Below are 26342 nucleotides of genomic sequence, written 5' to 3' on the forward strand. Positions count from 1 at the left end.
CAACAGACCTCGATCAGGCTGCGGTTCAAACTCCAGGATTACTTTGCAGAGCACCTTATGTGCGAAGGGAGCCTACGCGGACGTGTAGATGTTTCAATCCGCCCCGGCAGCGGCCCACAGTTGAAGTCTGCGTTTTTCGCTTCCAACTGGCGAGGGTGTCCTGGGGGTTCTGGCGAGTTTAGGTATCCAGGGCGAGTGCCGTTCAAATAACCTACAGTGCTTGTCAGTTCCGTAAGGGAGACTGTCAAGCGCGGCCTCCCCACTTTTACGGACAAAGTCGACTTGGCGTTACACTTGCAACAGTTACCGTTTAGATGCATCAGTTAGGTGGATTTGTGACAGTTACGAGGTGTGATGGTCGGTCATGTTGAGAGCGCCATCGAGGCAGTTCGAACCGCTCTGATGGAGCCGGGCGACCCTATCATCAAGGTTGCGTTCTCGTTGCCTCGCAACAGCGCTGAGAAGATCCTTGAACTATTGGAAGCAGAAGGTAGAGCTGGTGCCGTTGTAGTTCCAGTCAAGGAGCAGTTCACTACCACTGAGGCCGCGAGGATGCTCGGTATCTCACGCTCAACCCTCATGAAGTTGATCGACTCGGGAGAAATCGACAGCGTCAAGGTCGCCAGTCATCACCGGATTCCTGCGCCAGCAATCCTGCGATACGAGAAGGCTAGAACAGAAAGCCAACACCGCACCGCAAAGGCACTCGAGGAGTTTGCACACGATGCGAAGGAAGCTTTCCAGAACAACGTGACGTTTGGGAAGCAAAGTTGATGGCGGCTCAGGAACTGCTGGACCCGATTGATTTCGTTAGTCCTAGCGGACGTCTCTTAATTGACACAAGCGTATTTATGGACGACCGACCGGAAAGGCGAGGTGGTCTGAAGGCGCTGCTCCAACGGTGTGGTCAGACGATTCGCCTGAACGACAACCCGATCGTGATCCCGATCGACGTGGTTGAGGAACTGACGAAGCAGAGCCGCAAGGTTGACCCGGAGCGAGCAGAGGCGATTCGCCGGGCTGGGGTTTCGCTTGGGTTCATCGAGGACGCTGCGGCGCTCGGGCTGGTACGTACCGACATAGGCCACGACTCGAAGCACTACGCCGACTCTGTCTTCGAGGCCGTCTTCACACGCTATGCAAACCAGTACGACATGTGCCTCCTGATCAACGATATTACGCCGCTTCTTCATGTCCGCTTGCTGTCGCACACGAGCAGCAAGAAGCTCGTAGCTGGGTCTCTGACCAGCGATGGCCGCGTCAGAATCGAGAGCGACCAAATTCTGTACGAGCGTGGGGTGCGGAAACTTCGTCGCAAGCAAGACGAGGGAGATGCGCGAGAAGTGGCCGCGCTCAGCCCACTCCTCGCTGACTTCAAGGGTCAGTTCGGAACCTCGGAGCTGGCGGATCGCCGGACGGGATCACCGGTACTCGGGTCGCCAAGCGCGGAATCAGGGGTTCGCTGCCGGGTCGAGCCTTTTGATAGAGAGCCGGCATTTAAGGGGGCCGACTCATTACTTGAGGTTGCCACCATTCCAAGTGTCGGAGACAAGGTCCACTTCAGCTCGCCTTCGGGCAGTGGGTCGGTGGTCCTCGATGAACTCCTGGGAGAGGGCGGAGAGGGCGCTGCCTATGCAGTCCATGGGGATCGAGTCGTCAAGATCTTCGACCGAGACCATGTGACGCGCCACCGCCAAGCGAAGGTCGAACAGTTTGCGTCCCGGAGTCTGTACTCACAAGGCATCTGCTTTCCCGAAGCAGTTGTCACAAACGATGCGGGCGAGTTCGTCGGGTACATGATGCCAAGGGCTCGTGGCAATGAGTTCCGCGTGATTATGAACCCGCGGCGGTTCCTCAAGGCGTTCCCCGGGTGGACCAAGGCCGACCTCGTCGATGTCTGCATCTCTTTCCTGGAGAAGGTGTCGTACTTGCACTCACTCAACGTGATCGTCGGCGACATCAATCCCAAGAACGTCATCGTTGATGCCAGCAAGAACGTCTGGATGATTGATGCAGATTCTTGGCAGGTCGATGGATACCCGTGCCCGGTCGGGACTCCAATGTTCACTGCAGCATCTGCACTTGACCGCCCGTATGCCGAATCACTGCGGACGAGTGAAGAAGAACTTTTCGCTGTCGCAACGATGCTCTTCATGGTTCTGATCACGGGCCAGTTCCCCTATGCGCGTACGGGGTCCGATGGTGACATCGCTCGCCTCATCAAAGACGGCAATTTTGCGTTTCAGGTCGGAGAGCGCTCAAATCGTGACCAACCCGAGGGCAACTGGAAGTACATGTGGAGCCACATGCCACGCGGCCTCAAGGAGATGTTTTGGAATACCTTCCATCGGGAAGGCCAGCGGTACACCTCTCCACCGTCTGCCGAGGAGTGGCTCCGAGCATTTCGGCAATACCGCTGGTGGCTCGGAAGCGACAAGAACTTCGACCCAATGTCCAACGATGTCTACCCCTTCAGGTTCAAGGCGTTCAAACCTGAAACTCCGATTCTCGAATGTCCACAGTGCAACCGCCGCAATGCCCTGGTGGGGGAATGGAATGAGGCCACTCAAGATCACGTCATCCCCGGAATGTGTTTTGACTGTAGTCAGCAGAATCGGCCGAGGTGTTCTGATTGCGGCACCCCGCGACCGGCCGGCGCTCTCAAGGACGGCAGGTGCCGAGATTGCAATCGCAAGCGTGACTTCGGTACGTGTGAGAGATGCGGAACGGAGACGCCCCATCGCTACCTCGTCGGTGGCCGCTGCTCCCAGTGTCAGCTGGGAACCTGCAAGAGCTGCAAGAAGTCAGTTCTGAAGTCGGATCTCTCCTACGGTCGTTGCACCGCGTGCGAGAGGCGAGGTAAGGAACTCGATCCGTTGAGGCTATGCACAGATTGTCGTCAATCATTCATTGACTTCGACCACATTGAGTGGTTCAAGGGCAAAGGACTTGATGTCGCGAAATCTCACGTGGCGATCAAGAAACAGTGCCCACCGAGGACTACGAGCGCCCAACCTGCGTCATCGCAGCGTTACCCAAATGTTCCACGCGCAGCCACTACGACCACCAAACAGGCGGCATCGAAGTCAAGTGCTCGGCCGCAGCCGACCTTCTGGGAGCGCTTTAAGAAGTGGTGGAACGGTTGAAATCCCTAAACTCATCCCGAAAGGAATTTTGAACAAATGGCATTTGATATCCGAGCCGCCGACCTAGTCGAGAACCCAACTCCCCGAGTCCCGGTCTCTCTCTGCATCGACACAAGTGGCTCTATGGCTGGCGACAAGATCCGCGAACTTGTTGAGGGCATCGGCCTCTTCTATGACGCCATCGATGAGGACGATGATGCTCACGACTCCGCAGAGGTTAGCGTCGTCGCTTTCAACACCGGAGCCAACCTCGTTCAGGATTTTGCGAGTGTCGAGGGCCTTCAGCGGGACATCACGATTGCGCCGAGCGGTCTTACTCATCTTGGCGAGGGCGTGAACCTCGCCCTCGATACGCTGGAGAAGCGCAAGTCACTGTACTCCGACACCGGCGTCCTATACTTCCAGCCTTGGCTTGTACTTATGACAGACGGACAGCCAAACGGTGACAAGAGCGAGTTGGAGCGGGCGATCCAGCGCGTGACGCGCATGGTCGCCAGCAAGAAGCTCACGGTCTTCCCTATCGGGATCGGAAGCGACGCAGATCTTGATGTATTGGGTCGATTCACTCCGGAGAAGCCTCCTCTTCGCTTGAAGGGAATCGACTTCAAGGAGTTCTTCGAGTGGCTCTCGAAGTCCGTTTCAAAAGTCTCGCAGTCGATGCCTGGGGGCGAGCCGCCGATCGACTTCGGCTCAATCCGAGGCATCGAGGATCTCTAATTGTTTCGAGAATTCCACTATCAGGTTCGGGGACGAGGGCACGTTCTCGATGGCAGCCGCGGTCAAGATCGAACCGCCTACCTTGCTCGCAGTGGGGTGCAAGTGGTTTGTCTTTCCGACGGTGCCGGCTCGGCAACGCACTCTGAGTTTGGTGCGCAAGCGCTCGTGGATACTGGCTGCAAACTTCTCTCGGAGCGTTTCGGAGATTTTGTGTCGAGCGATGATGGGGTCGCTTTAAAGCTTGAGATCGTGAATTACCTACTCGATCGTCTGCATGATGTCGCGGAACGCCGTGCGGTCGGAATTCGCGACTTGGCCGGCACATTCCTGGCTGTCGCGACAGCCGGTGACCAGTTCCTTGTCCTTCATGTGGGTGACGGCGTCGTCGGGTACGTGAAGGACGGAATTGCACGGGTAGCTTCAGGACCCGACAATTCTGAATTCGCCAACCAAACAACGTTCCTCACTTCGGAACGGTCGGCCGTTGGGATGAGGATCATCCGTGGGGGCCTGGACGGTATTACGGGCTTCATCCTCATGAGTGACGGGACGGCCAACAGCCTGTACAACTCTCGCACAAAGGGGCTAGCCCCGGCCTGTGCAAAAATCGTGGAGTTGCTCGCGTCTGCCCCAACTCGTCAGGCTAAGAATCCTAAGCACAAGAAACAACTCCGCCGTCTCGTGGATACTAAGATCCGGGTCGCAACGAAGGACGACTGTGCGATCGCTGTCCTGGCCAGGAAGCTCGCTTAGAGCCGACGCATAAGCCTGCTGACACTATCCAAGGCTAAACGTTGCCAATGCAGCGCGCCCCCTGCCGATCGGGGCCGCATGCCGCTGTGTGCGAAGGCGGAGGTGATGCGGTCGGATACAAGACGCTGCCCCCGCTCTAAACCGGCGCCGGCAATCAGCTCAATGTGCCAAATAGAGATCACAGAATGCCGCCACAAAGCACGAACAGCCAGAATCGATTGCGTACGTTCTAATGCGCATGCTGAAACCAGTCAAACCGTTTACCTTCAATCGAACCTTTGCGACGATTGCTCGAAACCGCTCGCGCTACCGGGCGGGGCCGCTCTTGGCCCGCTCCGCACCCAAGGCTGCTCCTGTCCGGGTTTTCTTAGCCTTGGCAGCACCTTTAGTCATGGTGACGGCTCCACTGGGGTGTGTGCCCTCGCTGCGTTCCGCAGCTGCCCGTCCACGGATTTGGCTTTCGTTGGCCCCGGTAGTGCCCAGTGACGCGGCAAATGCTTCTTGGCGCTCTGCGGAGCCGTAATCTGCCACCGATGTGCTTTCAGCCTTCAAGCCCTGGTCCTTGAGCCGACCACTGTCGTCTCCCGTGATACGGTTCTCGATCTCGCGGCCCACGCCCTCAAAGCGGGCAAAAAGCTCTTTCTCGGCCCGCTCGTACCGCTGCTCCAGTGGAGATCGTTCGGAGCCCTCGAATCCATCCTCGGCAAGGAGTTTGGCTTCGTGCATCTCTTTGGCGGCTTTGACGAACTCGGGATCTTTGAAGTGAGCCTCGCTGGCACCGTTGACGTTCGCTGTTGTTTCTGTGCGGAGCTGGTCGATGTCGGGACCGTTGATACCGTCCTTGCCGATCAGGAATATGCGTTCCTTGATGTCCGCATCAGCGGCCGCGGCTGCCGTCGGAGTTTTTGCGTTGTGTGCCCGCTGCAGCGCCTGTGCCAGCTCGGGGTTGGCCAAGTACTCCGCCGGCACCTGGTGCCGTTCCATTTCGGGCGCCAGCTTCTCCGCCTGGGCGCGCAGTTCTTCCGCGCGGGCCGCTGCGAGCAGCTGCATAGCCTTCTCCTGTTCAGCGGCCGCCTTGCGCGCCTCTTCCTGGCTCAGGGCCAGCGCCTCCTGCCTGACCCGTTCAGCCGCGATGGTCTGGATACCAGACTCCAAATAGGCAGTGTCCGAGCCGACGTCGCGGGTGTCGATCCCGTAGCGGGTCAGAACTTCCTGCCTGATCCGGTCCGCGGCCGCCAACGCGGCCGGGTCATGGTCTTTCCATGCCTCTGCGACAGCGTAGGCGGTGGAGATATCGTTGGGCTGCGCTTTGTCCCACCACTGATCCTTCTCCACCGGCGAGAGCGCGGCGCGTGCAGCGCTGCGTTGGGCCGCCAGTTGTGACTGCGCTTCGTGCGCTGCCTGGGCGTCCTGCTGTTCCCGCTGCCGCTGCAATTCCTGCCGCCGGCGGGCCAGGGTTTCAGCAATCCGCGAGGCGATCAACAGCGACTGGCGCATTCCGCCGTCCAGGACGTCGTCGATTCCATCTGATTCACTCATGGTGTTCCCCCTTGCACTTGGTGTGATTCGTTATCGGTCGAGCACAGGGCCGGAATCGCGCCCCGTTTGCTGGCGGGTTTTCGCCGGCATTGCAGTGGTGGGTACTACCGAACCTGGACGGATGGGAGCCATACCGCGAAGACCAAGTTCCACCGACTTTGGTGCCGTCGTCTGTTCTGATGTGGCTTGCTCTGGTGCGCCCACTGTGACAGGCTTCGGCATGGTCGCAGCGAAGGGTCTCAGCTGTTCGGTCACCACGGCCCGGATCCGCTGCGCCTCTCGTGTTCGCCCCGATTGCTGATGCATCTCATGGATGGCAAAAGCAGTGTTCACCAGCTGCAGCATGAGCGCGGCCTGGGCCGCTGTCTTGTTCTTGCTCGACGCCGCCATGAACAACATGGCCGTCCCGGCAATGGACGGCAGCGGCACAGGCTTGCTGTGCTGGCGTGGTCCGCGCAGCTGCGCTGTGCGGGACAGTTCGGCAGCGGTCGCTGCCAATGGTCCGGGCGTCGGTTCCAGCCGATGCGACCATGCCGCAAATGCTCCCGAAACTTCCCGTGCCGCCTTCGCCCAGGTGGCATGGTCATCCCTCGGCAGCACACGGAGCTTCTCAACCAGCGCTGCTGCGTTGCGCGTGTACTCCACCCACACATCCGCTGAAGGCGTTGCGTTCTCGGGACCGGTTTTGGAGACCTTGCGCTTGTTGCGCGCGGCCGCGTTCCATTCGGCTGCCGCCTCGGTCGCTAGGTGCGGCGAGTCCATCCATTCTTCACGCAACGCACCGAGCTTCAGGTCGGACGCCAGGGTGCCACCGCCGAACCAGATAGGACGCTCCCCCTGCTTGGGGCGCTCGGCGACGGAGTAGCCAATGATGACGTCGGTCGTGTTCTTGGCGTAGCGCGGCCGGAGCAACAGCCCGGTGTCACGTGCACGTCGAACGAACTCCGCTTCTGTCGCAGACGAGCTTGCACTGGCGCGCACCTTCCGTGCCAAGGAAGACCGGTGCATTTCGCGCTCATCGCGTACAGCGGTAGCCTTCTCCGCCTGGTCATAACCACGGGTGGCGTGCACTGAGGACAGCTGCTCCAGACCGTACTTGACCTCCAGCTCACGGCAGGTCTGCTGGGCCCTTTTGTAGTCGCCATGGGTCGAGGCTTTGGTGCCGTCCTCGCGGATGAGTGAGACGGCGATGTGGATGTGGTGGTTACCGTTTTCGGACGTGCCGTGGTTGATCGCCGCCCACCGGCAGCGGGCTTTGCCGCTTGCTTCGGTGAAGCCCATTGAGTCCACGAAATCGTTGGCGATATCGCCCCACTGCTGGTCAGTCAGTGCGCCCTCCTCGGCGCGCAGGCTAAGGGAGCAATGCCAGACGCTGGCGTCCTTGTAGCCGACATGAACACGTTCCTTTTTGGCCGCGTCCCACAGCATATCCTTGATCTGAACCGAGACGCCGAACGCCTTGCGCGGCTGGTCCAGATGTCTGGCAATGGCCAGTGCGTCGGAGCGGTCGAGGACCCCGTCGTCGTACCACGCCATGATGGCGGCGTCGCCGGCCACCAGGTGGGGATCGGCATGTGCGTTTTTCGTCTTGTCAGAGTCGGTTGAGGCCAGGTAAACCATGAGGCCGGCCATGCGCGAGCCGCGGGTAATGTTCGGAATCATCCCTACATCAGTCCGTCAACGGCGTCGTCGATCCGCATTGCAACGGAGCGGATGTGCTTCAGCGCTTCGCGGGCCTCGGCCGGGAACTCGCTGGTGGCGTTCGCCTGGCGGGCGAGCTGGTTGATGTTGTTGGAGGACCGCGCCAACAGGTTGTGCAACGCCATCAGTTCGGCCATGATCGCCCGGCGTTCGGTCGGTGAATCCGAGTGCTCTGAGAGTGCCGCCGATACCAGCAGGTTCGGGACGGTCACCTTTTCACGCGTGGCCCGCGCGATGAGGGCGGCTTCCTCCTCCACGGTGACCCACACATCTTTGCGCTTCTTCGTCCCCGCCGGTGAGTTCGCTCGGCGCCGCCTGGAGAACCGGGAGCGGGGCGCATTCTCTTCGCTCATCCGCTCCCCCAATCCCTGGAAATGCCCAGCGCAGCGACCCCGAAACCGGGGACCACACGACCAGTGTGCCAAGTGATCAACCGCAGGGCCGTGAGCGACACGCCATTTACACCCGTGTAAATGTATAGCTTGCTCCGCACGGTCGGCTTCGGAGGTTTTCCTGCGGTCTACGCGCCACGCCCTGAAAGCTGCCCTTCAAGTGCAGTGCTCACCGATAGAGTCGGGCCTATGGACATAAACGACATTGCCGCTAAAGCGGCCGCCAAAATCGACGCTGCCCGCGATGTAAGAGTTAACGCAGTGAAAACCGCTGCTGCCAGCAGCGTGGAACTCCTGGAGGCAGCACAACTGCTGGCTTCCGCCGAGCAGAAGTACGCAAAGGACTACCAAACCGCGTTACGAGCAGACTGGACCGAGTCAGACCTGCGTGGCTTTGGTCTGGACGCTCCCGCCAAGAAGGCAAGCGGCCGTCCCCGCGGGAGCAAAGCCACACGGCAGTCAAAGCCGGCCGACGAACCCCGTGAGACAGTTTCAACTCAGACAACGGGCACCGAGAGCCAGTAACCCCTCGCCCACATGTGCACGGCAAAAGCTAACTCCTTCGGGCTTTTCCCGCACACACCTGGACGACGGGACCCAACCCGACCGGCTGCACACAAGCGCCAGGCCACCACGAGTACCAACCTCACCACCGGGACCGGCGAATGTGCACAGCCTAGGAGCATCTTGGGCCACCAACGGATAAGTTCCCCATGGTCCAAGACCGTCGTCGCCGGCCAACCCTTGCGGGGCAGGGTTCTTCTTTCAGCAGGGACGACACGTCGTCATCTGGCGGGACGACCGGGGCATTGACGGAACCGTCACAACGGAAACCTTTTACGGCACCCGGGGGCTTCCAACACGGTTACGGGCGGTGACAACCACAAGCTGCAGGGCGGCGCTAATCAGCACCTGGTACCGCTGTCCCGCTTGATCCAAGTAAGGGCACCTCACGCGGCAGGAATGTCCACAGATTTTCCCTAAAGCCGTCGTGGATGCGGCGAAGGCCGGCACCTTTCTGAACTGGGGCCGGCCTTCATGCTTTCCATAGATCTGGTGTCAGTCTTCCGCGGGCGTGTCACCTTCGGGGATTTGGCCGGAAGCGATCCGCTTTGCAGTCTTCTCATAGGCGGCATCGATGTAGGCTGTCAGGTCATCTTCCCGTACTCGCCAAATGCCGCGGCCCCCGAACTGCGCGGCCCGAAGTTCACCGCTTTTCACCAACGCATATACCAGCGGCTTGCCGAGGTTCAGGACCTCCTGGACCTGGTCCAGGGTCAGCATCCGCGGGAATGGCGCAGTCGTTGGAACGGCCGTCTTGTTCACTTCTTCAGTCCACCTGGCCATAGCTATTTTTCCTCGTTTCGGCACTGCAAATTCATCTCTGGTTCCCTGTTCGCGGCGCGGCTTTCCCGCCTTCACCGGAAGGCCATCCCCACCGCCGTTGCTGAGGGTTACCGAAGGTTTAAGAGCGGCAGGGCCGGCATGTGCCGGCCCTGCCTGGTTTTCCCTTGGGCAAAGGAAATCTGTTGTTCAGCTTAGCTGAACTGTTTGTGCTGCTGCCACGGGCAAGGGAACCCCGTTGTTCCTGGTCCCGCGAGCGGTAGTCCTTGGGTGGTTGTGTCGCGTGAGCGGCGGTCCGCCGCTGGTGAGTGGCTGCTGTGGTTCGCCCTGGGCGGCGGACCGCCCGACTTCTGGAAGGTTCCTTGCCCGCAGGTGTTGAGTGGCCGGGGGTCTTGCCGGGCGGCGAGGGTTCCGCCCGGCAAGAAGTCTTTATGCGGCCGCGTGCGCCTCTGCTGATTTGGTCCCGTCGAGGATGATGTTTTCAACTTCCGATGCGACATATCCCCACATGACCAGCTGGTTCAGGTAGTCCCGGTGCGTCTGGGACGGGGACCGCCACGAGTCCTTGGCGATGGTTTTCTCATACCCTGCGCACACCAGCGCGATCAGGGAGAACTCGGGCCGGGCTTCGGTCCTGGCGACGTGGTCACGAAGCGGATTCCACGCCCAGGCGTTGGACTCTTCGACCTTGGCCCCGACCATATCAGCGGCTACCTTGCCGTCGTAGCCGCTGGCCGTTTCGGAGTGGTGGGTGATGGCGTGAACGGTGAAGTACTGCCAGCCCTTGGGTGCCTGCTTCTTCGACAGCAGGGTTTTGACGAACTCGCGACGGACCTTGGTCGCTGACTCCATGCTCTTGTTATTGGCTATCAGGGTTTTTCGTTCGGCCTTTTGCTCCTCAGTCATCGGGCCCTTGTGTGCCTGTGTCCCGCCGCCGTTATAGCGTTCGTACTTTGGGGTGAAGCCCAGTTCCTTCCAGTCACTGATGACGGGCTTGGCGTTGTGCTGGCCCCGGTAGTCGGTGCTGATGACATAGGCGTTGGCGTCCTCATCGGCGGCCGGTTCACCATCGGCCCGCTTTGCCGCTGAGACGTACAGGTTCTCCTCGTCGGCGTAGTGCCCCGCGTCCTCCACAATTGCTTTGCCCTGGGCGATGAGTTCCTCAATCAGGGTCGCGTGCCCCGCCTTGGATTCCCGGTCGTCCCGGAGCTTCTGGGCGATGTGGTCAAAGTACTGCGGTTCGTCACGAATGACCGATTCAAGCTCCTCGACCGCGTCCTGGTCCCCTTCAAACTCGGTCATTACAAGTGCCATGTCCAGGGTATAGCCGCTCTCGAGGGCCTTGGCTCCGGTGCTGGATGCTTTGGCTTTGAGAGCACTTTCGACCTTGGTCTTGGTCCGTCCGGTTTTCTTGGCGATCGCGGCCGCCGAGACGCCAATCAGGGAGAGCTGGTGGTAGGCGTCAGCCTCGTCCGCTTCGGTCAGTTCGGCGCGCTGGATGTTCTCCACCACCTGCGTCACGATGCGCTCGGCTTCCTCGGGCGAGTCGATGATCAGGACCGGGATCAGGGGCCGTTCGGCTTCGACGGCGGCCCGGGTGCGGCGCTGACCCATCAGCACGTGCACGATGCCGTCTTCCTTGCGGTGCGCGATCACCGGTTCCATCACGCCGTGTTCTTTGATGCTGGCAACGAAGTCAGCGGTCAGGGCGGCGTCTTTCCGGACGTTGATGTCCACGGTCAGGGTTGCCGGGTCGAGCATTTCAAGCGTGGGTGTTGCGTTCATGTGGTGTTGCTCCTTTTTGCCCAAGGATTGTGGTGGGTGGGGCGGCTTTGGTGACCGGCCAGCTTCCCCTCTCCCCCCGTTGTTTTTTGGTTGCTGGCAAGCTTGCTTGCTCGGCGGCCGACGGAGCCCTGTCTACCCACAGGGCAAGGGGCTGGACATTTCCCGGAGGAAATCAGCGACGAAGGAGCGCCGCAGGGAAATTCCTGCGCCGCAGGCCCCGACGAAGGAGGGGCTAGACAGGGTGGAGCGGACGCCTAGAATCCGCAGGACAGCAACCAAAAAACGTCGTAGACACACCAGGTTCAGGGGGTCCGGAGCTCTGCGACGGCGCCCCCTGAACCCCACAGCCGGCCGCGCCAGCGGACGCCCGTTCTCATCTTTGGTCCTTTAGGCTTGGGCCATGAATAACGCCAGAAGAGCAACGCTCATTTGGTCGCTGGGGGCAGTTATTTTCTCTCTCATCGGCGTATCCATCGCACTGAGCTCCAACGGAGCCTGGTACTCCATAGTTTCGGCCGTCGTCCTTCTTCTTGCGGGCGTCACCTTCGCTGCCCGGGCCGTTTTATCCCTGCGCGCATCGGGCGCGTAGGTCATCCTGGACACCGGCCACAGCAGTAAGTCGCGGACCGATGGCAGGTGAACAACCCGCCACCGGCAGTGGCTGGCGCCTGTCCGGGAGGTCATTAAAGATCCTGGCTGTGGTGTTCACGGCTGCCGCCGTCGGGTCGATGGTGTTGGTGGCCGTGGACCTGACCGTTGGTCGGCCTGCTTCGGGCGATGTCTTCATCGCTTTCCTGAATAGCCTGACGGCCGTGACGTTGTGGCGGCTGAGCTCCAAATAGTCGCGGACATGACGAAGGGGCCGGCGCAGGCCGGCCCCTTCGTTGTCTTCCTTGGGCAAAGGAAATCTGGGGCAGCGTCTTTGCTGCGGGTAGTTCAGAAGTTCCCGGGCGCTTCATCCCAGGAGATATTCACAGGGCCGGTCTTTTCACCGGCGGTCAGCAGCAGTAGCTCAGCGATTTCTTCTGCCGGGCTGGTGTCCGGGTCCGGCTGATCGTCCTCGGTCAGAATGAATTCAGTGCCCATGCTCGCGTTCCCTTGGTCGGTGCAGTGTTTCTGGCTTCACTGTATCCGTGGTTTCTGCGCGCTTGCTGGGTCTGGTGGCTGCGCCCGCGCCAGCGTTATGGCGGCCGGCGGAGCGGAGCGGGGGAGGCCGCCCGGCCACGGGAACAGGGGCCGGACCGGGATCGTGTGGTGATCCCTGGCCCGGCCCGTTTCTTGCTAGATGATGCGGCGCTTGTAGGAGGTTGCAGCGTCCCGGGCGACCTCGGCGAGGGATCCGCGGTTGATCAGTTCCCGCAGCAGGACGGCCAGCCGGAAATCGGGGATGTCCGCGGCCGCGTGTTTGAGGTAGCGGTCGGCCTGGGTGCCGTTGCCTTTGAGCCATTCCAGCCAACCCATCAGGGTCAGCATCGGTGCACGCTGGCCTGCCGGTACCGCTTTCATTAGCTCGAACGCGAGGGCTTCGGCCCGGTCCACGCGGTCCCAGTCCGGCCTTCCGGTGAACTTTCCGAACATCACGTCGCCAAAGCTGCCGTTGTGGGTGGTGATGGTGTCCCGGAACAGATAGTCGCGGATGTGCCTGTGCTGGAAGGCTGCCGCCAGCGCGCGGGCGGTCTCGGCATCAGGGATTTCAGCTGCGTCCAAGACAGCGGCCCACGTCCCGCATGCGGCTTCGAAGTCTTCGAAGGTCCCCTCCGGGGCTTCGACCGGCATTGCCCACCTGCCCAGCAATGCAGGGTTGTACACGTCAATATCGGTAGTGCTGCCAAAGTAGGTCAGGGTCGCTTTGGCGGCGCTGTCTCGGATCTGATCCAGCGGGCGCTGTTCATCGGTACCGAACTCTGCCCAGTAGCTCGAAGTCACCAGCCACACGTTGCGGACAGGCATCCGTGCGCTGGCCAGTTCGTTGACCAGCGTGGCGACGTGGTCGGCGTAGGGGTAGCCGTAGCTTGGGTTTTCGTCTGCGTAGACGATGACGTAGGACGCGGTGGCCTCCTCATCATTTGCTGCATGGCTGGTCAGGGTCTGCGCGTAGTTCAGCGGCTCCACGAACATTGGTACGTCCACGCGCAGGGTGGCACCAAGCTTGCCGCCGCGGGCGGTGAGGACCACGAAGGACTCGGTCGGGGTTTTGCCCAACAGGTGCGGGACGGTGGCGAGCAGGTCGGCGGGGCCGGTGATGTTCAGTTTCTCGTTCATGGTGTTGCTCCTTTGTGCCCAAGGATTGAGGTGGGTGGGGCGACCAATGGTGACCGGCCAGCTCCCCTGTTCCCCCCGTTGTTTTTTGGCTGCTGGCGAAGCTTGCGGAGCTGTGCCCGTGGAGTCCCGTCTACCCGCAGGGCAAGGCACGGAAAATCTTCGGAGGAAATCAGCGAGGAACGAGCGCCGGAGAAGAATTTCCGGACCGCAGGCCCCGGAGGAACGGAGGGGCTAGAGGGGCCGGAACGGGCACGTACAATCCGAAGGAATCTCAATGATGTTGTCAACGGATTTGTGCGTTGATAGCTAATGCCGGTTTCCTAGTGGTACGATCCGGCGTGGCTTTGCCTGACAGCAACTGCCGGGTTGGGGCTCGGTTGCTGCGTCGTTGAACTTGATTGCGGCAAGCGTGTGTAATTTGGTGTCCGGATGGAAGGTTTGGCCGGCAGGTCTCGATAGCGATGGGACAAGACGGCAGGCGAGCCCGGCTGCCGCCATGTCTCGTAAGCCGGGAGGCTCTTGGTCCTGATCGGAGCCAGCATCATGGCGAGCGGTTTCAGATCACCGGGAATTCATAAGGGGTCTGAAATGTCATGAACCGTCCCCGTGATCCGGGCCCTGCTTCTGCGACAGTTCGCGCACTACTCGGCCATCGCCGCCAGCGGCTGCCCTTCCCTGGACGAGAACCGGTAAGTCCAGTTCGATATCGCCCACGGCCCCAAGGGCCCGGTGGCTGAGAACATCCGCCAACTCTAGGATGCCCCGGTCATTTTTGGCCCGGCAAACTGCTGACCTGACTCCCGAAAACGTCCCTGGGGTGCCCACGGCTATGCAGGTTTGTGGGGCCAACGACGGCTGGAGGAAGCGCCCCGGTCTTAGAGGGCGTTCGCGTCGCCGTCCCCGTCTCACTCCGGTGACGGGCGGGCCCGAAAATTTTTCCGGAGCCGGGGCCCGCGTCACCGCATGTAGATGTTACTTCAAGGAGACTGCGCGGCTGGCGGAACCGCCGAGGCTGCTTTTGACTGTGATGTTCTGCGGGTTGGTTGTTGCGCTGAGCTCGCCGCGGTAGCGGCCGGCGCCATCGTTGATGAGGGTTCCGATCAGGGTACCGGTTGCTGTGACGTAGGCCCGCAGGACGGCGGTTGAATTGGTGCTGGTGGCGCCCACCCGGAGGATGCGTTTGCCGGCGTCGTACTCCGCTTGCTGGATGGCCACGCTGTCAGCGGCCTGGGTAGTGGGGGGGTTTATCGTCAGGACGGCGGAGCGTGTCGTGCCTCCGCCCGTCGCGCTGATCGTCGCGCTGCTGGCCGCCGTCACCGTACTGGTTGTCACGGGGAACGTGGTGCTCGTGGCTCCGGCTGGAACCGTGACGCTGGCCGGAACGGTGGCCACTGCCGTGTTGCTGCTGCTGAGGGAAACGGGTGCCCCCGCGGACGGTGCGGCTGCGGAGAGTGTGAGCGTTGCTGTCGAGGTGCCGCCGCCCGTCACGGTACCCGGGTTGAGTGCCAGCGCCGCGACCGAGACTACGGGTCCACCGGCGGGATGCACGGTGAGCGTGGTGGAGACGGTCACTCCCGCGCCGATGGCGGAAATGGTCACGACAGTGGAAGCGGCCGGGGCCGTGGTGGTGATGCTGAAGGAGGCGGCGACGCCGAAGCTGCCGATCTGGGCGTAGGCCGGGACCTGGGCGATCTCAGGGTTGCTGCTGGTGAGGCGCATCTGCACATCGTGGCCCTGGCTCGCAGCGATCCGAACGGTCCCGGTGGCTCCGGCAGTGCCGACGGTTTCGGCGCGGTCCAGGATCAGCGATGTTGGTGACTGCTGAGGGTACAGGGTCAGGGGCGCCGAAACGGTGGTGCCGTTCAGGGTCGCTGAGATCGTGACTGTCGTTGTCGCGGTGACTTCGCTGGTGGGAATTGATACCGGCAGGGAGAAACTGCCTGCCGGGGCGGTTACGGTGGCCGGCGGGGTGGCCAGTGGTGAATCACTGGAGAGGTTGACGGTCAGGCCGCCTGCCGGAACTTTGCCGGTGAACTCCAGGAACGCCCCGGCCGGCAGCCCGCCGGTGCTGTCGCAGCAGAAGGAGAGCCGTTTGAGAGTGGTCGGATGAACGGTGAAGTTGAAGGACGCCGATGAGGATCCGAGGGTAGCCGTGAGGGTGACAGGGGTGGGCTGGAGCACTTCGCCGGCGATCAGGGTGAAGGTCGTGAAGGCGGTACCGGCCGGAACGGTGACAGAGGCCGGGTGGCTGGCGCCGGAGGCCGGGCTGCTGGCGAGGCTCACGACCGCGCCGCCGGCGGGTGCGGCTGTGGTGAGCTGGATGGACCCTGTAATTTCCTGGCCGCTGAAAAGTGAGTCAGCGCCGGGGCACGGGTTCTGACAGGGCGGGGCTCCGAGCCAGACTGACTGCACGGCCGCAGCGGTGTTGGCAATGGTGAAGGAGCGCGGTACGGACCAGTCGGTCACCGCAGAGGTGGTCGGTGAGGCGTCGCCCTGGTGGGAACGGACCCGCCAGAACTTCGTTCCCGAGGTCAGGGACAGCACCTGCCGCTGTGAGGGGGTGATCTGCGGGATGTGGTCCTCGATGTCGGTGAATGAGGAGTTCCGGGAGATTTCCACCTCGTAGCCGGTGTCCTGGGGGTTTGGTACGTCGCTCCAGTCGAGGGTCACCGGCAGGGTGACGGTGGCTCCGTCCGCCGGAGCCAGTCCGGTGGGTGCCGGCGGAAGAGGAGCGGTATAGGAAATAATGAAGGACACCGTATTCGACGGGATCCCGCGGTTGCCGTTGACGTCGATGGCGACCACCCGGGCGAAGTACGTGCCTTGTTCACAGCCGCCGCAGAAGTCCCCTATGACCAGTCCCGTTGACGTGGTTTCAATGTTGTCGATTTTAATCGAGCCGGCAGGGAAGGTTGAGTCCTTGGAGGCAACAAATTCGTACTTCACTGCCCGTACCGCGGCCGTCCAGGTGAAGCCAAAGCTCTCGAAGGGATGGAAGGAGCTGCCGTACGGCGGGAGGCTCAGGACCGAGGTGCCTGGCTGGTCGGCGGTGGCCCCGGTGACAATGAAAGAACGTGCCGCCGAGAACGCGCTGGAGCGAAGCTCCCCGTCCACTGCCTGGACCCGCCAGAAGTAGGTCCCGTTGACCAGGCCGCTGACGCTGGCTTGGGTGGTGTTGGGCGCCGTCGAGTCCCTGAGGACGAGGCTCGTGAAAGCCGATGAGGAGCTGATCTGCCAGTTATACCCGCCGTTGAGGGATGCCGGATCGAGCACCTGGCTCCAGGAAATGGTGAACGGTGTGGTGACGCTCGCACTGTTTGCGGGCGATAGCAGCACCGGGGCGGGGGGCCCTGTCGGGGGCGGCGGGGTGGTTACCGTGCAGCCGGTCAGGCGGGCGCTGGTCGCTGCCGCTGAGCCGTCGTTGACATCCACGGTGCAGTCCGCGGGGGCTGTGAAACCGGACCGGTCAACCTTGAAGCGGCCGGCGCCGTCGCTGGTCGCCATCTGCACGCCGTCCACGGTGATCGGCCTGTTCGCTATGGCATTGCCTTCGATCCGGAGCCTGCCGCCGGTGCTATCGGCCTTCGAGATGGTCACTGCTGCCTGGCTGATACCCGGAGTCGCGATCACCATCAGCAAACCAAGCACCACGCTCAGCATGGCCGCCAGCCACCTGCGGCGTCCTTGGCCGCTGCCCGATGAGTGGGTTCCTGAGGCTGAGGTGTCCATCGCTGTCTCCTTGTTGCTGGCGGGAGACCGGCTGCATTGCACGGTCGCCCTGCAATCAAGGTAAGCGAATAAACTCGCATAAACCTTGGATAAACCCTGTATCCGCTTGTCCCTCGACAGCCCTCATCGGGGCCTGCATCTCTTAAGAACCCCTGTTGAGTCTTGGGACCCCCTGTTAAGGAGGGCGGTCGTAATTTACGGTGGCCTTTGGAGGGCCCAGGATCGTTCTGGTTTTCGGCTGGGCGTCATGGCCCGTGAAGGAGACCGTCCCCCGCCTGTCTCCCAAGCAGCACCGATTGAAGGAATTGGTCGCGGGAAGAGAACGGTGTGCAGCACCGGATTCGTCCCGGGCAGGCAGGCACCGGATGACTTATCGGCGCGGGAACTGCATCCTTCGGCGGGTTCGACAGCGCAAAGAAAGCCGCCAACTATGCCGGTGCACCCCCTCGAACTGGTCCTCCGGGACGATGAACCAGCCGCACCGGGACCTCAGCAAGGAAGGACCGTCGCCGCTGCGCCTGGCCTTCTACCAGGCCGGCAACGTCGCCGGACCATGAACCCGCAGCTGGCTGCGTCCTATCGCTGGCTCATGACCAACAGCACCCTCGCCCCGCCATGCCCCCAATACCTTCGGCTTGCACGAGACACGCCAAAAAGGGCTGCCAAAACCACGCCAAAAATGGAGTGTCTCGTCAGGCCGCTATGGATGCCGCCCCTGTGGGAACCGGGGTGTAGGTGGCGCCGTCGCGGAGCATGGCCCAGAGGACGTTGAGCCGACGGCGGGCAAGGGAGAGCATGGCCTGGATGTGGGTTTTTCCCTCGGTGCGTTTTCGGTCGTAATAGCCCCGTGAGGCGGGGCAGCTCTTCAGGGCCGAAAGCGAAGACAGGTAGAAGACGCGCAGCAGCCGCCGGTCGTAGCGCCGGGGACGGTGGTGGTTGCCGGTGATTCTGCCGGAGTCTCTGGGTGCGGGGGCGAGTCCGGCGACGCCGGCGAACCGGTCCGCGGTTTCAAAGACAGTCAAGTCTCCGCCGGTGGCGCCGAGGAACTCGGCGGCGAGGACGGGTCCGAAGCCGGGCATGCTGAGCAGGGCCTGGGCGTGCCGGTGTCCGGTGACCTTCTCGCTGATCAGCGCATCAAGGCCGGCCAGCTCCTTGTCCAGCGCGATGATTTCCTGGGCGAGGGCTGCGACGATCACTTCCCCGACATGCTGGGCCGGAACGGTGGTGTGCTGGGATTTCGCGGCGTCCATGGCGACCTCGGCCACCGCGGCGGACGAGCGGGCGCCGTGTTTCTTCAGCCAGGCATGGAGTCTGGTTTGGCCGGTGCGGCGGATCCCGTCGGGGGTGCGGTGTTTGGTGAGCAGCAGCAGGGCGGCTTTGGAGCGGCTGTAGTCAAAGGCCCGCTCCAGCGCGGGGAAGTATTCCAGCAGCTGGGCCTGCAGGCGGTTGATCGCCCGGGTCCGGTCCGCGGCTTTGTCGGCCCGCCGGGAGGTGAGGATCCGCAGCCCGGTGCTGGTCTCGTCCCCGGCCCGGAGCGGCTGCAGGTCTTTGCGCATCCTCGCCTGGCCGGCGATCACGGCGGCGTCCTTGGCGTCGGTTTTGCCTTCCCCGCGGTAGAGCCGGGAGGCGTGGTGGACAATCCGGCCCGGGATGTAGAGGATGTCCTGGCCATGGGCGAGGAGCAGGGCGATCAGCAGCGCCGGTCCGCCGTGGTTCAGGTCCGTTGCCCAGACCACCTCGCCCCCGTCCCCGAGTTTCAGGACGTTGGCGATGAGCTCGAGCAGGGCCGGTTCGTCGTTGGGGATTTTCTGCGAGAGCAGACGGTTTCCGTCGGCGTCGATCACGACGCAGTGATGATGGGCTTTGCCGGCGTCGATACCGGCCCACAATTTCACCAAAACAGCCTCCATTCCCTTGGTTACAGGTGCCCGGCAGATAACCGCGCCGTCGTGTCCTTATCCGGCGATCATGTCGCGTCTCTCAATCAGCGGTCGGGTCATCGCGGGGCGGCGGGCGGCCAATCCTTCGAAGCCGTCACGACGTGGATCGTCCGGCACAGCAGCCAAAGCCATACCCGCCTCCCCCGGGTAGCCACGACCCTACAACGGCCACGGAAAACTACCCGGCAACAACATAAGGACAGCAGCCAAAAAACGTCGTAGACACACCAGGTTCAGGGGGTCCGGAGCTCTGCGACGGCACGCCCTGAACCCAACAGCCGGCCGCGAAGCGGACGCCCATCAACTGGTTGAAGCGCAGCGGAAACCAGTGCGAGCCCTGCGAGCATGCACTTCCCCCTGGCCTGCCGGGCCGACCCGTCTGCCAGGCTTGCCGCCGCCGGCATTAGGTGTTCCGTGCTATCCCGGGCGGGAACGGCGGTCCGCCGCCGGCGACCACCAGCCCAGGCCGGCCACCTGCGGCGGACCGCCAGCACTTCTGCAAGTCCTGGGCCCACAAAGAGGAGCACCCACCTACTCGCCTGAGTAAGTGGGTGCTCTCGGTTGGCTAGGTTGGCTAGTTCATCTGTGGCCGGTGCTCAGGGGAGAACAGGACGGCCACGAGCTCGTTGTGCCAGTCCAGCGCGGCGTACTGGCGGGTCACATCCAGCACTGCCGGGTCAACGCGGGCGTCATTGGTCACGGCCTCAGCCATGCCACGGACGTGCGCGGCGAGGTCCTGCGCGGCGGCTTCGCTGTAGCAGACAGGGGATTTTTCAAGGAGCCGGGCCAGGGTTTCGAGGAAAACAACGGTCTGTGCGGTGTTTTCGGTGATGCGGTTGCTGTCTGTCATGGTTCTTGATCCTTAGTGAGGCTGAGAAGGGGCCGGGGCCCTTGTCGGGCGGATTACCGCCCGGCAAGGGATTGCGATGGTTAAGCGGCGGGGACGGCGTAAGGCATCCGGTTACGGCTGGGAAGCTCGGCGGCGGCTTCGGGCAAGTCGTCCGGGCCGTGCGCCTGTCCGTTCTTCCAGTAGAAGAAGGCGTGTTCGGTGATCGCGTCCCACTGCCGGGCCTTGGTCCGGTAGTAGGTGCAGGTCACGTCTCCCTCGCAGTACGTGGCGACGCCGAACAGGTTGCCGATGCTGTCAGCGGTCCGGGTGGCCGCGACCATGATGTAGGGCCACTGGCCCAAGTCCCAGCCCTCAGACCCCCAGCTGGAGAGCACGGCCCAGCCGTGCTCTTCGATAAGTTCCATCCAGTCATAGCCGCCGTTCAGGTGGTAATCGCCCAGCACTGTCACGCCGTCGATGGTTTCCCCGGTGTCCTTCAGGATCACGGTCTTGGTGGTAACTGCGTTCATGTGGTGTTGCTCCTTTTTGCCCAAGGATTGAGGTGGGTGGGGCGGCTTTGGTGACCGGCCAGCTTCCCCTCTCCCCCCGTTGTTTTTTGGTTGCTGGCAAGCTTGCTTGCTCGGCGGCCGACGGAGGCCTGTCTACCCGCAGGGCAAGACGCGGAAACTCTTCGGAGGAAATCAGCGACGCAGGAGCGCCGGAGAAGAATTTCCGGGGCGCAGGCCCCGGGAGGAACGACCGGGGCTAGACGGGGTGGAGCGGACGCCTAGAATCCGCAGGACAGCAACCAGAAAACGTCGTAGACACACCAGGTTCAGGGGGTCCGGAGCTCTGCGACGGCGCCCCCTGAACCCAACAGCCGGCCGCGCCAGCGGACGCCCATCAACTGGTTGAAGCGCAGCGGAAACCAGTGTTTGCGGCGGTAAGCTTGTACTGCCCCCGTCACCGACCGTTCCCCCCAGTTGGCCGGTGGCGGCGGGCCTGAAACTCCACCGCAACCTCCTTGTGTGGGATGCTCGAAGGTGTAAGCAGCAGGATGTTTGCAAAGCAGCGGGCCCGCATTCGATGGAATGCGGGCCCGCTCTTTCTTTCCCGGGGATACCGTCGGCGTTGATACCGTTGAACCGTCTCGCCAGTCGAAGCGGAACTCGGGGGGAGTTCTCCTCCTGGCGGGACATCTATTTCGAGGGGCAGGGGTATGGGGCTGCGAAGCTTTTTCAAGAGACGCCCGGCAGCAGCCGGCGAAACGGCTGTTTCAACAGCCATCATTGATCCGGCAGCACCTGAACCGTTAACGCAGGAACATCTGGCGGAGCTGCAGGAAGCCTGGGCGGAGTTCGCCCAGGCAGCTGAGGGAACAGGGTTGACCAGCTTTCACGCCTGTTCCCGCAACGGCAAGCGCTGGGAAGAAGACCCTGCCACCGTGCGGGCCTTGGCCGCTACGCTCCGCGACATACGCGCCGAAGACACACCACCCGGCACGCAGCCAGCGAGCTAAGGGCCGGGCCGCCCTGTCGAGCAGCCCGGCCAGCGCCCGTCTAGGTTTCCTGGTCCTTCCGGACCTTGGAGATGGCGCGGTAGGCGGTGATCGAAGCGCCGAGCGCTGCCAGCGAGAGCACGAAATTCACGATCGTCAGTGGTTCCATGAGGGTTTCCTTATCGTTGAGTTCAACCTAGGCTAAGAAGGAGCCCGGTGGCCGCAACCCTTGCGGTCACGACCACCGGATTTCAGTAGCTACACCTTCCTTGCTTTACGCTTACGCTTCTGAGTGACCGCTCGGGAGCGTTTGCTCGTTAAGAGCGCGTTCCGCGTGGAAAGCAGAGCGATGACAGCTGTCAGCAGGCTCACGACCGAAGTCGCGAGCTTGATCAGTTCGTCGATGCTCATGTAGCCACCTCCTTCCTGCCCCGCCGTGCGAGGCCCCACGGTCGCAGCCGGTCGAGGGTGGGCCGTCAACCCCGAAGAGCGGCCGGGAAGGGCCACGAAATAAGGGAGCGCAGCGACCGCGTGGCCCTGGTCGGGCGCGCGGGTTGAGGGGTCGGGCCCCCGGACGGCTACGATCAGTGGCCTTGTACGGAGAAAAACCCAGCCACATGTAAGGCAAAAACAAGGCTTTTAGCAGGCCGGAGCGCAGCGCAAGACCGGTTTCTGGGTGGAGCGCAGCGGAACCCAGGGCTTGAGGGGACGGGTTATGCCCACTGGCGGACAGGTGGAGCCCTCCGCACAGCTCAAAGCTGTCCCCATTGGGTATAACCCGGACCTCTTTGGCGACCTCTGACAGACCTAGCGCGTATGATTACCTAATCGAACATATATTCGAATAAAGGTGTGTTGTGGGCGTTATTGTCGGTCCCCGTGTGATAGATGCGGGCGTTTCGTTGTTGTCGGTGCTGGTCTCTCCGGTGCCGGTAGCGGCAGGGTTCCCGTCGCCGGCACAGGACTACTTTGATGGCCGGCTCGACCTGAACGCGCACCTGATCAAGGACGTCACGAGCACCTACGTCGTGCGGGTGTCCGGGGAGTCCATGGAGGGCGCCGGGATCAGCGACGGGGACGAGCTGATCGTGAACCGGGCGCTGGAACCGCACGACGGGTGCGTGGTTGTCGCGGTCCTGGACGGGGAGCTGACAATCAAGCGGCTGCGGATCACCCCGACAGGGGTGGTGCTGCAGGCGGAGAACCCGGCCTACCCGGACATTGAAGTGCCGGCCCTGTCCGACCTGACTATTTGGGGCGTCGCAACCCGATGCCTCCACCACGTTTAGGACCGGGCAATGTCTAAGCCGGCGTTGATGCGGCACATGCCCCAGATCGCGCACGTGGACGTGAACTGCTTCTACGCCTCCGCGGAGCGGGCGTTTGACCCTTCCCTGGAAGGCAAACCCGTGATCGTGCTGTCCAACAACGATGGGTGCGCGGTCACCCGCTCCCCCGAGGCCAAAGCCCTGGGCATCGCCATGGGTGAGCCGTGGTTTAAGCTCGCCCCGCGGGCGAAGGAATGGGGCCTGGTCGCGCTGTCCAGCAACTACGAGCTGTACGGGGACATCAGTGCCCGGGTGATGGAGTTGTTGGGCCGGTATTCGGCCTGGCTGGAGGTCTACAGCATCGACGAGGCATTCCTCGGCGTCAAAGGCACCCCGGCCGAGCTGGCGGCGATGGGCCGGTCCATGAAGGCCGCGGTCCGGCGGAACGTTGGCGTTCCGGTCTGTGTGGGCATCGGGCCGACGAAGACGTTGGCGAAGCTGGCCAACAAGTGGGCGAAGAACAACAAGGCCTTTGCCGGGGTATGCCACTGGGACTCCGTCCCCGCACCGGAGCGGGTGGCGTTGCTGGGCCGGCTGTCCGTGGAGGAGGTGTGGGGCATCGCCGGACGGCTGACCAGGCGCCTGAACGTGATGGGGATCTTCACCATCGCCGATCTGGTCCGGGCCGACCCGGTCGCGATCCGGGACAAGTTCTCGGTCGTGATGATGCGTACCGTCCTGGAACTGCAGGGCACACCCTGCATCCCCATGGAGGAAGAACGGATTGGGAGGGATCAGCTGATCTTCTCCCGCTCGTTCGCCAAACCCATCACCACCGCGGCCGGCATCCGGCAGGTCATGAGTGTGTACGGGCAGCAGGCTTCGGCGCGGCTGGCCAAACACGGGCTGCAGGCCAAGGTCCTGACCGCGTTCGCCGGAACCTCGCACTTCAACCCCAAAGACACCTCTTACCCCTCCGTCTGCATCCCGTTACCCATGCCGACCGCTGACCCGGTGATCCTGACCAAAGCCGGCCACGCCCTCCTGCCCCGGATTGTTGAGGGCGTCCGGTACGCCAGGGCCGGGATCATGGTCACCGACCTGCGCCCCACCGGGAACCAGGCACCGCTGTCACTGTTCGAAAACCCGCACGAGGAACACCACATCGGAACCCTGCTGGAGGACGTCACCAGACGGTACGGCCGCGGGTCCATCGGCCTGGGCCACGGCGGGATCCGGGGCGGGCCGGACTGGACCATGAAACGCGACATGCTCTCCCCCAGATACACCACCCACTGGGACGAACTCCCCCTCGTCAAAGCCGCCTAACCACCACACCCCAGCACCACCAGAAAGAATCACCTGCGATGACCGTCACCACTGAAGCCCCCACCCTCAACACCCCTGTGGACGTCCGGTTCACCAAGGCCGGCACTCCCCTGGCCGTCCGCTACGACGGACGCATCTGGGCCGTCACCGAAGAACCCGTCCACTGGTTCACCAGGGACTCATGGTGGGAAACACGCCAAAGCGTGCCCGTAGGCGTCGGGAACGTCGTGGACGTCGAACACTGGCGTGTTCAGGTTCGTCTCGGGCCGTCAATATCGGACTTGCGGACGTTCGAACTGCGGCGCGAGCCGCTGTCAGAGCAGTGGCTACTGGAGTCCATCACTGACAATTGAGACTGACCCCGCACGGCAAATGAACTAGGCGTCCCGAGCCTGGGCAACTCAAGGAAGTATCCTTGCACAGGGCAACTGGGGCTTTAGAAGAGATTGCCTTGAGGTGGGAGTGTCAACCTGGCTAGGTTCGACGCTTTTGCCATTTGCGGCGCTTACACGATGTTCCAAGCCCACTACTAGGTCGCAGAATAAACCAACATGTGATGAAAAATGAAGGGTCGTTGTAGCGGTGGACGCAGGTAAAGTTCAAGAGGCTTTTAGCCTCATCGAGGGCAAGCGTCGCCGCTGGCAGAACGAAGAAGAGGTCCGGCTCGCATGGATACGTGCCCTGGAAAACGCTCTCGGGAAAGACCTGGACGCCGAACGGAAACGCGAGGACTCCAGCTACAACAACGTAGTCATCGAATTCAAGGCACCTGGCCTATTTCAGGGCAGCAAAGACAGCGCCAAATTCATTGAAGCAACGGAGCAACGACTCCTCCCCTACATCACCAGAAAGTCTGCCCTCTCCGGGCTGCCAACGGATGACTACATTGGTATCGCCATCGATGGGGAACACATCTGCTTTGCCACAGTAAGCGATGGACAGGTCGCCACTGAGCACCTGGTCCCCTTCTCGTTTTACGCAGTAGAACTGGTCATGGCCGCGCTACAGGCAGATCTGCGTCGGCCGGTAACCGCCGATAACCTGCTGGACGACTTCGGCCACAAGTCCGATCACGCACGCACCTTCATGCAAGCCATGGCCGACAGCTTGGCGGAGCGCCTCCGGAACGAGGAGAACTCCAAAATAAAGATGCTCTATGAGGAGTGGAAAACTCTCTACGGACAGGTAGCGGACATGTCCCGGCTGCAAGTCGAAGCGGTTACCCGCGAACTCGGCTTCTCCTGGTCCGGCAAGTTGGCTGACAACATCTCAGCAAGACTCTTCGTCATTCACACTTACAACTCCTTCCTGGTCAAGCTGCTGGCCGCCGAGATCGTTTCCGGGCACAATCTTTCCTCTATCGAACACCCAGCTCAGGAAATGGCAGCCCTCCTTGATGACGACAAGCTCATCAAGGCGCTCGATGAAAACATCGAAAAATCCGGGATTTTCCTTCAAGCAGGAATCCGCGGCTTCGTAGAAGAAGTCATCTTCAGCTGGTACCTAGATGTCCTTAAGGATCCCTCGTACGAGGGCAACCTCGCCCACTCAATTAGAAGTATCCTGGCGACGCTCTCTCTCTACCGGACAGACCATTTGGAAAGAACACGGGACGTCCTTCGGGACGTTTACCAGGGGTTGGTACCAGGCAAGCTGCGACAAACGTTGGGCGAGTACTACACACCCGATTGGTTGGTGGACTTCACAATGGAAGCCGCGGACTTTCCATCCTGGTTGGAAGGCCGAGTTCTGGATCCCACCTGTGGATCAGGCGCATTCCTCATCGCCGCCATCCGGCGCAAGAGGCGGGAAGCGGAGGCAGCCGGGTGGACGGCCAAGAAAACTCTCGCTCACCTTTGCGACAGCGTCTGGGGCATCGACCTGAATCCGCTGGCCGTCCAGATTTCAAGGGTGAATTTCCTGATCGAAATAGCGGACCTCCTCCGGGAAGCACCCGGGGAATCGTTTGAAGTACCTATTTTGCTGGCGGACGCCATCTACTCGCCGGCGGCTGATCCTCAGAAGCCGGAAGGCGTTGTTACTTACCAGATTGGAAGCTCGTACGCCGGTCTTCAGATCGAACTCCCGTCAAAGCTTGTCCTGAATAGGC

Annotated in this window: 24 protein-coding genes; 12 read left to right on the plus strand and 12 right to left on the minus strand. The window is 62.1% G+C overall.

The features are described from left to right. Nucleotides 1–354: 354 nt before the first annotated feature. From QFZ36_RS20760 to QFZ36_RS20775, 4 genes are read left to right on the plus strand one after another with little or no spacing between them, the layout of a single operon-like run. Complete coding sequence (locus QFZ36_RS20760; RefSeq protein WP_306639360.1) at nt 355–774, plus strand: helix-turn-helix domain-containing protein; 420 nt, start codon at nt 355–357, stop codon at nt 772–774. Continuing rightward, the gene (locus tag QFZ36_RS20765; protein WP_306639362.1) at nt 774–3146 is read left to right on the plus strand and encodes a hypothetical protein; all 2373 of its coding nucleotides are present in this window, start codon (nt 774–776) and stop codon (nt 3144–3146) included. Before QFZ36_RS20760 ends, QFZ36_RS20765 begins: the two co-directional genes overlap by 1 nt. Before the next feature lie 36 nt (nt 3147–3182). Then, a complete protein-coding gene (locus QFZ36_RS20770) occupies nt 3183–3863 on the plus strand; it encodes a vWA domain-containing protein (RefSeq protein ID WP_306639364.1) in 681 nt (226 codons plus the stop codon). Beyond that, a complete protein-coding gene (locus QFZ36_RS20775; protein ID WP_142938811.1) occupies nt 3864–4616 on the plus strand; it encodes a PP2C family serine/threonine-protein phosphatase in 753 nt (250 codons plus the stop codon). Nucleotides 4617–4922: 306 nt separating this feature from the next. On the opposite strand, the gene QFZ36_RS20780 is transcribed toward QFZ36_RS20775, so the two are convergent. The 3 genes from QFZ36_RS20780 to mobC are packed head-to-tail and all read right to left on the minus strand — an operon-like array spanning nt 4923 to nt 8209. Further along, on the minus strand, nt 4923–6155 hold the full coding sequence (locus QFZ36_RS20780) for a hypothetical protein (protein WP_306639366.1): 1233 nt from the start codon (nt 6153–6155) through the stop codon (nt 4923–4925). A 30-nt stretch (nt 6156–6185) separates the two neighbouring features. Then, on the minus strand, nt 6186–7817 hold the full coding sequence (locus QFZ36_RS20785) for a relaxase/mobilization nuclease domain-containing protein (RefSeq protein WP_306639367.1): 1632 nt from the start codon (nt 7815–7817) through the stop codon (nt 6186–6188). 2 nt (nt 7818–7819) lie between these two features. After that, nucleotides 7820–8209: a plasmid mobilization relaxosome protein MobC gene (mobC, locus tag QFZ36_RS20790; protein WP_306639369.1), complete on the minus strand. Its 390-nt coding sequence runs from the start codon at nt 8207–8209 to the stop codon at nt 7820–7822. Between the two features lie 228 nt (nt 8210–8437). Between mobC and QFZ36_RS20795 the strand changes: the two genes are divergently transcribed. Further along, on the plus strand, nt 8438–8773 hold the full coding sequence (locus QFZ36_RS20795) for a hypothetical protein (protein WP_306639371.1): 336 nt from the start codon (nt 8438–8440) through the stop codon (nt 8771–8773). A gap of 534 nt (nt 8774–9307) precedes the next feature. Here QFZ36_RS20795 and QFZ36_RS20800 read toward each other — a convergent pair. Next, a complete protein-coding gene (locus QFZ36_RS20800) occupies nt 9308–9595 on the minus strand; it encodes a helix-turn-helix domain-containing protein (RefSeq protein WP_306639372.1) in 288 nt (95 codons plus the stop codon). Between the two features lie 426 nt (nt 9596–10021). Further along, on the minus strand, nt 10022–11377 hold the full coding sequence (locus QFZ36_RS20805) for a ParB/RepB/Spo0J family partition protein (RefSeq protein ID WP_306639373.1): 1356 nt from the start codon (nt 11375–11377) through the stop codon (nt 10022–10024). 400 nt (nt 11378–11777) lie between these two features. Between QFZ36_RS20805 and QFZ36_RS20810 the strand changes: the two genes are divergently transcribed. Both QFZ36_RS20810 and QFZ36_RS20815 read left to right on the plus strand, forming a co-directional pair. Further along, nucleotides 11778–11966, plus strand: a complete 189-nt coding sequence (locus QFZ36_RS20810; RefSeq protein ID WP_306639374.1) for a hypothetical protein — start codon at nt 11778–11780, stop codon at nt 11964–11966. A 40-nt stretch (nt 11967–12006) separates the two neighbouring features. Next, nucleotides 12007–12219: a hypothetical protein gene (locus QFZ36_RS20815; protein WP_306639375.1), complete on the plus strand. Its 213-nt coding sequence runs from the start codon at nt 12007–12009 to the stop codon at nt 12217–12219. A 94-nt stretch (nt 12220–12313) separates the two neighbouring features. Here QFZ36_RS20815 and QFZ36_RS20820 read toward each other — a convergent pair whose 3' ends face one another. The 6 genes from QFZ36_RS20820 to QFZ36_RS20845 all read right to left on the minus strand — a co-directional run bounded on the left by QFZ36_RS20820 (nt 12314) and on the right by QFZ36_RS20845 (nt 20667). Then, entirely contained in the window at nt 12314–12463 is a 150-nt protein-coding gene (locus QFZ36_RS20820; protein WP_306639377.1) for a hypothetical protein, read from the minus strand. Between the two features lie 195 nt (nt 12464–12658). Beyond that, a complete protein-coding gene (locus tag QFZ36_RS20825; RefSeq protein WP_306639379.1) occupies nt 12659–13639 on the minus strand; it encodes a DUF4192 domain-containing protein in 981 nt (326 codons plus the stop codon). A gap of 972 nt (nt 13640–14611) precedes the next feature. After that, nucleotides 14612–17368, minus strand: a complete 2757-nt coding sequence (locus QFZ36_RS20830) for a hypothetical protein (RefSeq protein ID WP_306639381.1) — start codon at nt 17366–17368, stop codon at nt 14612–14614. A gap of 692 nt (nt 17369–18060) precedes the next feature. After that, nucleotides 18061–19266: an IS110 family transposase gene (locus QFZ36_RS20835; RefSeq protein ID WP_444964488.1), complete on the minus strand. Its 1206-nt coding sequence runs from the start codon at nt 19264–19266 to the stop codon at nt 18061–18063. A 616-nt stretch (nt 19267–19882) separates the two neighbouring features. After that, nucleotides 19883–20158 carry a hypothetical protein gene (locus QFZ36_RS20840; protein ID WP_306639385.1) on the minus strand — a complete coding sequence of 92 codons (276 nt, stop codon included), beginning with the start codon at nt 20156–20158 and terminating at the stop codon, nt 19883–19885. An 80-nt stretch (nt 20159–20238) separates the two neighbouring features. Beyond that, nucleotides 20239–20667, minus strand: a complete 429-nt coding sequence (locus QFZ36_RS20845) for a hypothetical protein (RefSeq protein ID WP_306639387.1) — start codon at nt 20665–20667, stop codon at nt 20239–20241. A gap of 689 nt (nt 20668–21356) precedes the next feature. Between QFZ36_RS20845 and QFZ36_RS20850 the strand changes: the two genes are divergently transcribed. Next, nucleotides 21357–21656 carry a hypothetical protein gene (locus tag QFZ36_RS20850; RefSeq protein WP_306639389.1) on the plus strand — a complete coding sequence of 100 codons (300 nt, stop codon included), beginning with the start codon at nt 21357–21359 and terminating at the stop codon, nt 21654–21656. 237 nt (nt 21657–21893) lie between these two features. On the opposite strand, the gene QFZ36_RS20855 is transcribed toward QFZ36_RS20850, so the two are convergent. Next, nucleotides 21894–22046 carry a hypothetical protein gene (locus QFZ36_RS20855; RefSeq protein ID WP_306639390.1) on the minus strand — a complete coding sequence of 51 codons (153 nt, stop codon included), beginning with the start codon at nt 22044–22046 and terminating at the stop codon, nt 21894–21896. A 446-nt stretch (nt 22047–22492) separates the two neighbouring features. Here QFZ36_RS20855 and QFZ36_RS20860 point away from each other — a divergent pair, with 446 nt between their 5' ends. From QFZ36_RS20860 to QFZ36_RS20875, 4 genes are all read left to right on the plus strand, one after another. Next, a complete protein-coding gene (locus QFZ36_RS20860) occupies nt 22493–22924 on the plus strand; it encodes a LexA family protein (RefSeq protein WP_306639393.1) in 432 nt (143 codons plus the stop codon). Nucleotides 22925–22933: 9 nt separating this feature from the next. Continuing rightward, nucleotides 22934–24232: a Y-family DNA polymerase gene (locus QFZ36_RS20865; protein WP_306639394.1), complete on the plus strand. Its 1299-nt coding sequence runs from the start codon at nt 22934–22936 to the stop codon at nt 24230–24232. Between the two features lie 38 nt (nt 24233–24270). Then, nucleotides 24271–24585, plus strand: coding sequence for a hypothetical protein (locus QFZ36_RS20870; RefSeq protein WP_306639396.1), 315 nt, complete (start codon nt 24271–24273; stop codon nt 24583–24585). Between the two features lie 229 nt (nt 24586–24814). Beyond that, a partial coding sequence (locus tag QFZ36_RS20875; RefSeq protein WP_306639398.1) for an N-6 DNA methylase occupies nt 24815–26342 on the plus strand: 1528 nt, incomplete at its 3' end.

Origin of the sequence: Pseudarthrobacter siccitolerans (assembly GCF_030823375.1) — a bacterium.
In the GTDB taxonomy this organism is placed as follows: domain Bacteria; phylum Actinomycetota; class Actinomycetes; order Actinomycetales; family Micrococcaceae; genus Arthrobacter; species Arthrobacter siccitolerans_A.

What these genes read in the sequence shown, in the direction of transcription:
- QFZ36_RS20830 (WP_306639381.1), bottom strand. Translation starts at nt 17,368, where the DNA reads ATGGACACCTCAGCCTCAGGAACCCACTCATCGGGCAGCGGCCAAGGA.
- QFZ36_RS20855 (WP_306639390.1), bottom strand. Translation starts at nt 22,046, where the DNA reads ATGAGCATCGACGAACTGATCAAGCTCGCGACTTCGGTCGTGAGCCTG.
- QFZ36_RS20825 (WP_306639379.1), bottom strand. Translation starts at nt 13,639, where the DNA reads ATGAACGAGAAACTGAACATCACCGGCCCCGCCGACCTGCTCGCCACC.
- QFZ36_RS20800 (WP_306639372.1), bottom strand. Translation starts at nt 9,595, where the DNA reads ATGGCCAGGTGGACTGAAGAAGTGAACAAGACGGCCGTTCCAACGACT.
- QFZ36_RS20840 (WP_306639385.1), bottom strand. Translation starts at nt 20,158, where the DNA reads ATGACAGACAGCAACCGCATCACCGAAAACACCGCACAGACCGTTGTT.
- QFZ36_RS20785 (WP_306639367.1), bottom strand. Translation starts at nt 7,817, where the DNA reads ATGATTCCGAACATTACCCGCGGCTCGCGCATGGCCGGCCTCATGGTT.
- QFZ36_RS20770 (WP_306639364.1), top strand. Translation starts at nt 3,183, where the DNA reads ATGGCATTTGATATCCGAGCCGCCGACCTAGTCGAGAACCCAACTCCC.
- QFZ36_RS20845 (WP_306639387.1), bottom strand. Translation starts at nt 20,667, where the DNA reads ATGAACGCAGTTACCACCAAGACCGTGATCCTGAAGGACACCGGGGAA.
- QFZ36_RS20805 (WP_306639373.1), bottom strand. Translation starts at nt 11,377, where the DNA reads ATGAACGCAACACCCACGCTTGAAATGCTCGACCCGGCAACCCTGACC.
- QFZ36_RS20820 (WP_306639377.1), bottom strand. Translation starts at nt 12,463, where the DNA reads ATGGGCACTGAATTCATTCTGACCGAGGACGATCAGCCGGACCCGGAC.
- QFZ36_RS20795 (WP_306639371.1), top strand. Translation starts at nt 8,438, where the DNA reads ATGGACATAAACGACATTGCCGCTAAAGCGGCCGCCAAAATCGACGCT.
- QFZ36_RS20765 (WP_306639362.1), top strand. Translation starts at nt 774, where the DNA reads ATGGCGGCTCAGGAACTGCTGGACCCGATTGATTTCGTTAGTCCTAGC.
- mobC (WP_306639369.1), bottom strand. Translation starts at nt 8,209, where the DNA reads ATGAGCGAAGAGAATGCGCCCCGCTCCCGGTTCTCCAGGCGGCGCCGA.
- QFZ36_RS20780 (WP_306639366.1), bottom strand. Translation starts at nt 6,155, where the DNA reads ATGAGTGAATCAGATGGAATCGACGACGTCCTGGACGGCGGAATGCGC.
- QFZ36_RS20850 (WP_306639389.1), top strand. Translation starts at nt 21,357, where the DNA reads ATGGGGCTGCGAAGCTTTTTCAAGAGACGCCCGGCAGCAGCCGGCGAA.
- QFZ36_RS20870 (WP_306639396.1), top strand. Translation starts at nt 24,271, where the DNA reads ATGACCGTCACCACTGAAGCCCCCACCCTCAACACCCCTGTGGACGTC.
- QFZ36_RS20810 (WP_306639374.1), top strand. Translation starts at nt 11,778, where the DNA reads ATGAATAACGCCAGAAGAGCAACGCTCATTTGGTCGCTGGGGGCAGTT.
- QFZ36_RS20815 (WP_306639375.1), top strand. Translation starts at nt 12,007, where the DNA reads ATGGCAGGTGAACAACCCGCCACCGGCAGTGGCTGGCGCCTGTCCGGG.
- QFZ36_RS20865 (WP_306639394.1), top strand. Translation starts at nt 22,934, where the DNA reads ATGTCTAAGCCGGCGTTGATGCGGCACATGCCCCAGATCGCGCACGTG.
- QFZ36_RS20760 (WP_306639360.1), top strand. Translation starts at nt 355, where the DNA reads ATGGTCGGTCATGTTGAGAGCGCCATCGAGGCAGTTCGAACCGCTCTG.